General features: G+C 72.7%; 6 protein-coding genes and 1 pseudogene. 4 read left to right on the forward strand and 3 right to left on the reverse strand.

Annotated features, from left to right (window positions below):
• Window positions 1-180 (reverse strand): hypothetical protein (locus AC08OP_RS13285; protein ID WP_476614474.1); only part of this gene is annotated, 180 nt, incomplete at its 3' end.
• Between the two features lie 227 nt (window positions 181-407).
• Between AC08OP_RS13285 and AC08OP_RS13290 the strand changes: the two genes are divergently transcribed.
• From AC08OP_RS13290 to AC08OP_RS13305, 4 genes and pseudogenes are all read left to right on the forward strand, one after another.
• Window positions 408-3,734 (forward strand): ATP-binding protein, encoded by a 3,327-nt coding sequence (locus tag AC08OP_RS13290; RefSeq protein ID WP_476614475.1) that lies wholly within the window; start codon window positions 408-410, stop codon window positions 3,732-3,734.
• A 170-nt stretch (window positions 3,735-3,904) separates the two neighbouring features.
• A complete protein-coding gene (locus tag AC08OP_RS13295) occupies window positions 3,905-6,310 on the forward strand; it encodes a hypothetical protein (protein WP_476614476.1) in 2,406 nt (801 codons plus the stop codon).
• A 101-nt stretch (window positions 6,311-6,411) separates the two neighbouring features.
• Window positions 6,412-7,335 (forward strand): type IV toxin-antitoxin system AbiEi family antitoxin domain-containing protein, encoded by a 924-nt coding sequence (locus AC08OP_RS13300; RefSeq protein ID WP_476614477.1) that lies wholly within the window; start codon window positions 6,412-6,414, stop codon window positions 7,333-7,335.
• 202 nt (window positions 7,336-7,537) lie between these two features.
• A pseudogene (locus AC08OP_RS13305) lies at window positions 7,538-7,714 on the forward strand (type II toxin-antitoxin system Phd/YefM family antitoxin); the annotation flags it as partial.
• Window positions 7,715-7,727: 13 nt separating this feature from the next.
• Here AC08OP_RS13305 and AC08OP_RS13310 read toward each other — a convergent pair.
• Together AC08OP_RS13310 and AC08OP_RS13315 are read right to left on the reverse strand one after the other, a co-directional pair.
• On the reverse strand, window positions 7,728-9,590 hold the full coding sequence (locus AC08OP_RS13310; RefSeq protein WP_476614478.1) for a class I SAM-dependent methyltransferase: 1,863 nt from the start codon (window positions 9,588-9,590) through the stop codon (window positions 7,728-7,730).
• Between the two features lie 98 nt (window positions 9,591-9,688).
• On the reverse strand, window positions 9,689-10,875 hold a 1,187-nt coding region (locus AC08OP_RS13315; protein WP_476614479.1), incomplete at its 5' end, for a glycosyltransferase.

The raw sequence follows: 10,875 nt of genomic DNA on the forward strand, positions 1-10,875 counted from the left end.
ACGTATCATTCGCGCCGACCTGGCGAGGTAGCCCAGCCCGGCGAGGTACCCCGACTCGGGGAGGTATCCCGGAGCAGCCGCCGGTGCGTCGGCCCACGACACCCGCAGACCGCGATCACGACGACGGGAGTCCATGCGCCCGGGACCGTGACGATCGGAGACAACCGTCCATGCCTCCATGTTCGACCCTCACTCCTCCCCGATCTCAGAATTCAGGTACTTCGAGCAATGATGGACACGATCCGGATCCAATGCCCAGCGGAGGGTGATAGATTGCCACATCGGCATCGATGATCAGAAGTATGTTCACGGAGAGACGAGACGAAGACCACGAGGAGCCCGACATGGTGGTACGGACGGCCGGCGGCCGTTTCCGGCGCAGCCGGCACGAATAGGCCCCTCCGATCGTGCTCGCCGGTTTCCGGTTCCACCGCGTCCTCACCGCCCCTCGGCGACCCGACACACCCGACCGGCCCGATCCCGTACCGGCCGCGCTCTTCGCCGCCCTCGTCGGCGCGCACGCGCAGTTGACCTCGCTCGGGCCCGGCCACGAACCCACCGTCTCCGGTGCGTCCACTCGCGGCGGCCCGTACCCGGTGCCGGGAGCAGCCCGGCCGGGAATCGCCGTCGCCTGGCTACGGGGCCCGGGTGAGGCGCACATCCGGTTCCTCGCCGGCGGCCGCCCCTTCTTCCCGGCGGGCCCGACCACGGCAGACCCGACCACGGCAGACCCGACCACGGCGGCCACATCGACACCGGCCACGTCGCTCGCAACAGCCACGTCGCTCGCAACAGCCACGTCGCTCGCAACAGCCACGTCGCTCGCAACAGCCACGTCGACACCAGCCGCAACCGCGGTTCCGCTGCTGTACCCGCCGGGATCGACAGCGGTGGCGCTGCCACCGGACGCCGTACCCGCCCAGCTCGCAGGCTTCCCCTACTGGCTGCGGTGCGAAGGCCTCCCGGATGCCCTGTGGGCCGCCGATCCCGGCACCGACGTCCGGCCGCCGGACACCCGCCGCGGATCGTTCGACGACTACGCCGCGCATCTCGTCGGCCCGTTCGCCTGGCTTGTGCTCGCGTGGCCGGTGCCCCCCGAGCATCTCGCCGAGGAACGGGCGGACCTCGCGCGATCGATTCCCGTGCTGCGCCGGCGGGAGAACGACCAGGGCGCCCGGCTCGACCTGGAGCGCGCGGAGGCCCGCTACCGGGAACTGGGCCGGGGCGCGTCGAGCGGCATGTGGGACGTGGAGATCCTGGTCGGTGGGGTGACCCCGGCCGGCGCGGTCTCGCTGGCCGCCCTGCTGTGCAGCTCCAGCGATCTCGACCGGCTGCCCTACACGTTGAGTCCGACCGGCCCGGTCACCTCGTTCGCGGGGGCCCTCGGCGGGGCCGGAGCCGGAACCGGAGCCGGCGGGCTGGCCGGCTCGCCGCGGCCCTCGCCGCGAGCGAGCGCGGAGCTGCTGGCGGCGCTGGCCCGGCCGCCCGGCCGTGAGCTGCCGGGTATCACCCTGATCACACCGCACGCCTTCGACGTGACGCCCGAGGGTCCGAACCGGTCCGGTCCCGCGGACCCCCGGGGAACGCCCGGCGCCGTTCGGCTCGGCGACGTGCTCGACGCCGGCTGGATGCCGGCCGGCGCGTTCTCGGTTCCCCGCGCAACGCTCAACCGGCACGCCTTCGTCTGCGGCGCCACCGGATCCGGGAAGTCACAGACCGTGCGGTCGCTGCTGGAGTCGTTGACCCGTGCTCCGGCGCCCGTTCCGTGGCTGGTCCTGGAGCCGGCCAAGGCCGAGTACGCCCGGATGGCCGGGCGGCTCGCCGGCCTCGCCGAGGTGCTCGTCATCAGGCCGGGCCGGCTCGACGCTCCACCGGCGTCGCTGAACCCGCTGGAACCCGAGCCCGGCTTTCCCTTGCAGAGCCACATCGATCTCGTCCGGGCCCTGTTCCTGGCGGCGTTCGAGGCGCACGAGCCGTTCCCCCAGGTGCTCGCCCGCGCGCTGACGGTCTGTTACCAAGACCTGGGATGGAACCTGGTGCTGGACCGGCCGGAGCCCGCGCACCGGCCCAGATTCCGGGTGGCCGGGCCGAAGGAGGACCCGAAGGTCGACGTGCGCAGGCGCTATCCGACCCTCGGGGACCTGCAGCGCACCGCGACGAGGGTGGTCGAGAATATCGGCTACGGCGCGGAGGTCACGGCGGACGTCCGGGGCTTTGTCGACGTGCGCATCGGCAGCCTGCGGGAGGGTTCTCCCGGTCGGTTCTTCGAGGGCGGGCATCCGATCGACATCGGCGCCCTGCTGGCGCGCAACGTCGTCTTCGAGCTGGAGGACATCACCAGCGACCAGGACAAGGCGTTCCTGCTCGGCGCCGTCCTGATCCGCGTCGTGGAGCATCTGCGGGTCCGGTACGGCAGCGCGGGCGCGGGCGGACTGCGCCACGTCCTGGTCCTCGAGGAGGCCCACCGGCTGCTCAAGAACGTCACCGACGGCCCGGCCGCGGCCGCCGTCGACCTGTTCGCCTCGCTGCTCGCGGAGATCCGCGCCTACGGCGAGGGGCTCATTGTCGTGGAACAGATCCCAGCGAAAATCCTTCCCGACGTTATCAAGAACACCGCGCTGAAGGTGATGCACCGGCTCCCGGCCGCCGACGACCGGGAAGCCGTCGGCGCGACAATGAACCTGCGCGACGACCAGTCCGAGCTGGTCGTGGCGCTGCCGGCGGGGGTGGCGGCGGTGAGCGCGGACGGCATGGACCGTCCCGTGCTGGCCCGGATGGTCGCCGGAGACGACCGGGAAAGCGCGCGCCTCGCGCGCTACGACCAGGTGCCCCTGGCCAGACGGCGCAGCCTCGGCTGCGGCGCGGCCTGCGTCGCCGGTCCCGCCTGCACCCTGGAGGAGACGGAGACGTCCGCCCTCGCGGCCCGCGATCCCCTGCTGGTGCTGTGGGTCGAGGCGGTGGCCGCGCACCAGGTCATGGGCTTCACCCATCTGCTCGGGATCGCGCCGTTCGCTCCGGCGGAACCCCTGCGGACCACCCTCGCTGCGTTGCCGGGTCGCATCCTCGACTGCGCGCTCGCCCATGCCGCCGACCGGGCGACGGACGCCCGCGCCGCCGCGCTGCGCCCCTTCGTCGACCCCGACGACTTCACCACCGCCCTGCTCGCGACGCTGCGCCGGCTCCTCGGCCTGCCGCCGTCCCCGGCGGACGCGGCAGACGCGGCAGACGCGGCGAACACCGTCGACTCCCGGCACCTGACCGCGGGCATGTACCGCTGGCAGGACGTCCGGCAGGCACTGGTCGACGCGGTGCGCCGGCGGGGGGCCGACGCGGGCCCGCATCCGCTCACCGCGGCCTGGCGCGAGCGCGGCCTGACCCTGCCGGGCAAGACCGTGGGCGAACAGCTCACCCGGATGAAGAACAGTGCCCTCTACGCTCCGGGCCGGGAGAAGGTCAACATCGGTGATCCGGCGGTCAGCGGCCTCACTGCGGCGGTCCGGGAACTCACCGGCGCGGCGGATGCCGCCTCGCTGTCGGACGCACTCCACCAGGCATGCACCGGCGACGGACTGGCCGAGCTGGCCACTCAGATCTCCGACCTCGTCGGCCCCGCGCCGAGCGGACCGGGGAGCGCCCCACCGGAGTCCACCGCGGCAGCCATCGCCCCCGGCCCGCCCATCGGGACAGCACCCGCGTTCGGGACAGCACCCGCGTTCGGGACAGCGCAGGACTGAGCGCCCGGGCCCGTCGACCGTCGGGGCGCTACGGCAGGGCCGACATGCACGGCGGAATGCGACAGAGTGGACACCATACGCCATAATGGCCACGTAACGCCCCGGTACCGACACCGGGCGTGCCGAGATCGTTTCCAGGTGCACAATGATCGGGAGCGGGGAGTCGCGGCATGGTGGGCGGCGACACGGTGGGCGGCAACGCAGGAGCAGGCGAGTGGGACGGCGGAGGGTCGGCGATGGGGGTGGGCACGCTGACCACGGCTGAGGCCCGACTGATCCAGGGGCTCTTCGTTCCACGGGAGCGTTGGGGCTGGGAGTTCGTCGACACCGGTCCATCGACCCCGAGCCCGCTCGCCGACCGTCAACCGGCCTGGCAGGAGCCCGAACCGCCCGATCTGACCGCGCTCACGGCCCGGCGAAACCATGCCGTCCGCGCCCTGCTGACCCGGCTCGTCCTGCCGATGGCCTTCGTGGTGTTCGGCACGCTGCTCGCGGGCGAGGGGGGGTTCTTCTTCGTCCCGGCGGGACTCGCGCTCGCCGTGGTCGCGTGCCTGCCTCCGTTGGTCCTGCACTGCCGGCTGGGCCGGACGCGATCCCGGGCCGCGGCGGCCCGGGCCGACGGGTACACCCGCTACCTACAGGCGTTGACGTCCTGGCAAACCGAGGTCGACGCGCACGACCGGGCCGAGCTGCAACGCCGGGAGGCCACCGCCGTCTTCTATCCCGTCTCGGCCCCCGCGGCGACCCCCAGGATCGACGTGTTCGGCGGAACCGGCGACGGATGGGCGAGCCTGCTGGCCACCGCGGGCTGCTCGGTGCTCACCGGCGGCACCGGGATCCTGCTCGTCGATCTCAGCGAGCGGACGGTGGGCGGGGGGTTGGCGCGCCTCGCTGGCCAGGCGCGCTGGCCGGTGGAGTCCTGGGACCTGCCCCGCCAGCTCGACGAGGTGGCACTCCTCGACGGCCTCGGGCCGCGGGAAGCCGGCGAGCTCGTCGCCGACGCGTTCGGCCTGTCCCAGGAGAGCGGCGATGATCCGCACCGACGCGCCCTGCACGCGGATCTGGTCACCACCGTCGCCGTCGTTCTGTACGAACGGCTCAGCATTCGCCGCCTCGCCGAGGGCCTGCGCGTCCTCGAAGGTCTCGACGACGGCAGCACGGCCATGTCGCTGTCGACGGCCGAGGCCGGGGAGCTCACCGCGCACATGGACGCGTTCGGCCGCGGCGACCGGATCGCCGATGAGCTGCGCTACCTGCGTTCCTCGCTGGAGGCGCTCAGCCCGCCACCACCAGCCACGGCCGCGATGGCACCGGCCGCGATGGCACCGGCCGCGGCGGTCGAGGCCCACATGTTGACGGCCGCCGCCGGTAGGTCGACGACCAGGGTGCCGACGACCAGGGCCGACAGTGTGCCCCGTCCGCTGGCGGCCTGGTGGCCGGTACCCGGGCTGCGGGTTCTCGCCACGTCGAGCCGGGACTCGTCCGCCCACCGCAAGGAACTCGCGGACCGGCTCCTCGTCCAGACCGTGCTCCACCAGCTCCGTCGCCGCCAGCGGGGCGGGCCGACCAGCCGGGACATGCTGGTTGTCGCCGGGGCGGACCATCTCGGCCGAGCGGTCCTGACCGGGCTGACCCGCCACGCCGAGCTCGCCGGGGTGCGGCTCGTGCTGCTCTTCGAACGGCTCGCCGACGACGCCGAACGGGTGCTGGGCAGCCAGGGGGGCTCGACTATCATCATGAGATTGGGAAACGGTAAGGACGCCGCGACCGCGGCGGAGTTCATCGGGCGTGGTTACCGTTTCGTCATGTCTCAGGTGACGGCCCAGGTGGGGCGCAGTTTCACGGCCGGCGACAGCGACAGCGTCGGTGACCAGGACGGCACCTCGGAGACGGCCGGCACCAGCGGCGGAACCGGCCGGACCTACGACGGCACCCGGCTGCTGCCCTGGTTGCAGAACACGTCGAAGAACGCCGGATGGCAGGAGTCGGTGACGACGTCGCGATCGCAGACCTGGCAGCGCACGACAAACTCGTCGGTGAGCGACTCGACGACCGACGGCACGACCTCCCAGCGGGTATACGAGTTCACCGTGGAGCCGACCACCGTCCAGACCCTGCCGGCGACCGCATTCCTGCTGGTCAACCCGGTCGATGGGGCGGGACGGGTGGTGCCGGGGGACTGCAATCCGGGCACCGTCCTGCTGCCCGGGGTCTCCCCGGCCGACCGCTGGTCCGTACCCGACGCGGCCGCCGCGCCCCTGGCGGGTCACCACGCCGGAACCGCCGGAGCCGGGATGATCCAGTCCGGCGCGGGCCAGGCTGGTACGGGCCAGGCTGGTACTGATCATGCCGGCCCGGCGCGGACCGGCGCGGAGGAACGGCGTCGGATCGAGCCCGCCCCGCCCGTCGGGTTTCCGGGCATCGGCCAGCAACCGCCGGCCGACGAGGAGGTCTACCGGCTCGTCCCGCCCAAGGCACGTCCCAGCGGCTCCAGCGGCTCCGGGGGTCAGAGCACTCACCCGGGGACGCGGGGATGGGTTCCCGGCGTCGGGGACCACCACCCGGGGCATGGCTGACCCGGGCCGGAACGCGGCCGTCAGGAAGGAGACAGCCGAAAGTTATCCACAACCCGAAAAAGGTTCTGGCCCAACGGACAGACAACCGCCATCGTCTTCTCATGGCCCATAACCCTGGCCGACTCTCCTGGCAGGAGATCGCCACCATGCAGGCCGGCGTGATCACGATGCGCGATGCGATCAACGCCGGCATCACCCGCGACGAGATCCGCCGACGGTTGAACGACGGCCGCTGGCAGCAACCCTTCCGCGGCGTGCTGATCACGGCCGCCGCACCCGTGACGAGGATGCAGGAGCTGTGGGGGGCCCTGCAGGCCGTCGGCCCGGACGCGGTGCTCGCGGGCGCCTGCGCGGCGGGGCTCGCGGGTCTGGACGGTTACGACACCGGCCCGGTGACGGTTCTCCTGCCCACCGACCGCCGGATCGCCGCGCCGCCGGGCGTGCTTCTGCGGCACAGCGCTCGGCTCGACATCACCGAGATCGATCCCCTCCGCCTGCCCCGGCGGACGGCCCCCGCCCGGTCCGTCATCGACATGGCCGAGTGGGCGTCTACCCGCGCGGACGCGCAGGGCCTGCTCGTCGACGCCGTCCGCCGGCGTTTCGTCACCGTCGCGAGCCTGCGGACCGCGCTGGCCCGGCGTGGTCCGATCAGCCGCCGGACGCTGATCACCGAGACGTTGGACGATCTGGGCCGGGACGCGCCGCACCTCACCGAGATCATGTACCGCCGCATCGAGGCGCAGTGGGGGTTGCCGGCGGGGACCCCGAGTGTCGACGGGCCCGCGGACGAGCCGATGGCGCGCCTCGACGTCTGGTACGAGCCGTGGCGCGTGCGGGTGGAGATCCAGGCGACGGTCCCCCGGCCGACGGTCGTCGCCGAGCCGACGGGCCAGCTTCTCATCCGTCTGCCGGCACGCCTGGCGCGGGACGCCCCGGCCGAGGTGGCTTCCCTCGTAGGCGGGGCGCTGCGTGACCGCGGCTGGTCGGCGTCGGTGCCGCGCGCTCCGCGGGCGCTGGCCTCCTGAGCTCCGCGGGACATTCGTTCGGCGCGTCCCGTATCCCTGTGCCGCGCCGCACATTCCGGTCAACCGGTCCACGCATGTTGCTGATGTTCTGGGACGCCGCCTGGCGCCTCGAGACCTGGCCGGTCTGACCCATCGATCCGGCCCCCTAGCCCCGACGGAGGACAAGCTTGCTGTACTCGTGGCTATGTCGTTCTCGGAACAGATGCCGCTGGCGGAGGTGAAGAACCGGCTCTCGGAGGTCGTGGACAGCGTCGAACGTGAGCACGGGCGTGTCGTGATCACCAGGCACGGCAGGCCCAGCGCGATCGTCATCAGCGTCGACGACCTGGAGTCGCTGGAGGAAACCCTCGACGCATGGGCAACACCGCGCTCATCGCCGAGATCGGTCGAGGTCAGAGCTCCTTGCGGGCGATCATCAGGTAGGTGCCGGCGTACCGGGCGTCGTGCGCGTACCGGCCGGCAAGGCGGTCGAGGAGGCGGGCCAATCCCAGTAGGGGGCTGGCCACAAGCATCACCAGGACGCGGCCGGCCGCGCCGGCCGGGCCGGCCTGCTGGGGCAGCCACGGCATGGGGCGTGGCGCGATCATGGCCACGGCGAGCAGCAGGGCGCCGGTCAGGCCACCGGGACGGCGCGCCGCGGCGAAGCGCACCGTGACCGGCCGCAGCCCCCGGTCCTCCAGCGCGGCAATCAGGTTCTCCACGGGGATGAAGTGGGCGCGCCCGGGGACCGCCCAGCCGGGCCAGAACCGACCGAGCCAGCGGGCCTGCCGGCAGTCGGCGTTGGCCAGCTCGCAGACGACGTGCCCGCCAGGCGGCAACGCCTTCGCGACGGCGTCGAGCTCCGCCGACGGGTCGTCGCGGCGTTCCAGGTAGTCGAACATGCTGATGACGTCGTACCGGCCGGCGAGGCTGTCGACGACGTCGGGGAAACGGCCGTAGTGGGCGTGGTCGACCCAGCCGCGCGCCAAGCCCTTCGCCAGGCCGGGAAAGGTGTCGAGCCCGTCGAACACCGTCCTCGGCCATACCTCGCGGGCCGCGTTGGCGAAGTGACCGTACCGGGCCCCCACGTCCAGCCAGGTCCGTGGCACCACGAACGGCCGGACGGCAGCAGCCTGCTCGCGCCGGTCGCGGGCGATCGCGGCCAGAGCCTGCTCGGCGACATCGGTGCGCAGGCCGTCGTAGCGGTCCCGGTCGTAGAACTCGCGCCCGGCCGGGCTCAGCGACGGATTGAGGAAGACGTGTCCGCAGCGCTCGCAGCCGTCCAGCCGGAAGGAACCGGGCTTGCGCAGGAGCAGGTCCGGCGACTCCACCCGGGTGGCAAGCTCGACCGATCCGCACCAGGGGCAGTCGGCCCGGTCGTGGCGCAGGAACCGGTCAAGGCCAGCCTGGACGTCCTGGGAGTAGGAGGCGCGGCTGGCGGCGGTCTCCTGCCTGGCCGCATGCTTGACCGGGTCCGGGGGAAGCCCGGCGGCCTTCGCCTCGGCCGCCTTCACGGCCTGCGCCCGGCCGGCCCGCACGGAGTCGACCACGAACAGCGCCCCGCCGAGGATGCGCACGATGGGGGAACGAATGAGATCGCGCGGGGACAGCGGCACCCGGCCGGCGCAGACGAAGAACGGCTGGAACCAGAACAGCGCCATGGCCGCGAGGCCGAACGGCTGGTTCACGTGGAAGCCGATCGCGGTGGCGATCTGGGGTACGAACGGGAAGAGCTGGTTCTGCCGGGTGAACCGGTAGGCCCGCTGCTGGACGCGGACGCGCATCGCCGCGTCGTCCCGGGCGGCACGCAGCCCCGGCAGCACCGCCAGATCCGTCGAGCCGGAGGCGAAGGTCTTCAGCCGCTCGGTGATGTCGACGAGCTCCACCGGGTCGAAACCGTCCCGGCGGGTGATCCCAGCCCGCTGGAGGATCTCGGAGCGGACCAGCAGCGCCTGGAAGGCGCCGCGGCCGGGCACGCAGCGGTCGGCCCGGTAGGTGCGGGTGTCGACCATCCGGGCGAGGTCGAGCGCCCGTTCGGCCGTCAGGTCCGCCGGGACGAGGTCGAGCACGTCGAGCCGGTCCCGGCTGGCGTGGTAACTGGCCGCCCGTCGGCCGCTGTCGGAGAGGCGGACCCCGGTCGCGACGAGGAACTCATGCGCGGGGTCCACCGGGCGACCGGAGGCTGGCAGGGTGTCGAGGCGACGCAGCCGGCCGCGCAGCCGCACACCGTTGATCGCCAGACCGGCACACACCAGGATCGGCAACCATGTCAGCACGACGTCAGAACCGTTCGAGCATCAGACCATGAGACCGATCATCGACCACCAGACCGAGCACCGACCACCAGACCGAGCACCGACCACCAGACCGAGCATCAGGAGGCCAGTTTCTCAAGATGATCGGCGGCGGCGACCACCCCGCCGGCGGCGGCGAAGGCGGCCCGCATCCGGGCAGCGGCGGCCCGGTACGACGGATCGTCCAGCACGGCCGTCACCGCGGAACGCACGGCGGTGGGTCCGGCCCGACCGAACTTGACGCGCACCCCGGCCCCGTTGCGGACGACCTGCTCGCCGATGATCGGCTGGTCGTCGCGAACCGGGGCGACCACCAGCGGAACCCCGTGTGACAGCGACTCGCAGACGGTGTTGTTGCCGGCGTGGCACACCACCGCCGACAACCGCGGAAGTAACGCGACCTGCGGCACGAACGGCGCGACCAGCAGGTCGTCGGGCGCCGCGGCGGCGAGGTCGTCGACGAGCCCGGGTGTGGCGACGACGATCGCCTGTACCCGCTCGGGCAGGCCGAGCAGCCCCTCCGCCGCCGCCCGCAGGAATCGACCGCCGGCCTCCCGGGTCACCGTGCCGAGGGAGACGAGCACCGCCCGGCGGGCCGGGTCGAGCCAGTCCCAGGGGAACTCGCCCACGCCGGCCCGTTTCCCGACCGCGCTGCCGACGAAGACCGCGTAGTCCGGGATCCCGGGGTTGTGCAGCATTTCCCGGACGGAGAAGACGAGGGTCAACGCCTCGGAGAAGCGCAGGTCCCCGACGGCCGCCTCGCCGGGCGGCACTCCGTGCCCGGTCTGGAACTCCCGCAGGCGGTCGACGACCCACTGCCCCAGGCCCGCGAGCACCCCGTAAGGGTTGTCGAACTCGGCGGAGGTCGCCGCGAGGGTCGCCCAGCGCAGGCCCCGGCGACGGGCGACGAGCGCGGCGCCCACCGCCTGCTGGTCGATGACAAGCAGGTCGGGCTGGAAGTCGTCGATGATCCTGTCGATCGCCGGGGCCATCATCGAGCCGAGCGGGAGCAGGAAGTCCTCCCACAGGAACTTTAGCGACGCCGGCCCCCGCAGCGCCCGAGACGTGTCCTGGATCCGGGACCACTTCTCGCCCAGGACCGCCTCGGGTAACGCCAGCAGGGCCAGCTCCGGCGGGATCAACGATCCGATGACGCCCGCGTACCCGGCGAGCGCCACCTCGTGACCACGGGCGGCCAGCTCGGCGGCGACTCCGACCGCCGGGTTGACATGCCCGGTCAGGGGCGGCACCACGAACAGCACGCGGC

The sequence above is a fragment of the Frankia sp. CeRuru1 genome, assembly GCF_977966315.1.

Coding starts and splice junctions, on each gene's coding strand:
- AC08OP_RS13295 (WP_476614476.1), top strand. CDS start 3,905: ATGGTGGGCGGCGACACGGTGGGCGGCAACGCAGGAGCAGGCGAGTGG.
- AC08OP_RS13300 (WP_476614477.1), top strand. CDS start 6,412: ATGGCCCATAACCCTGGCCGACTCTCCTGGCAGGAGATCGCCACCATG.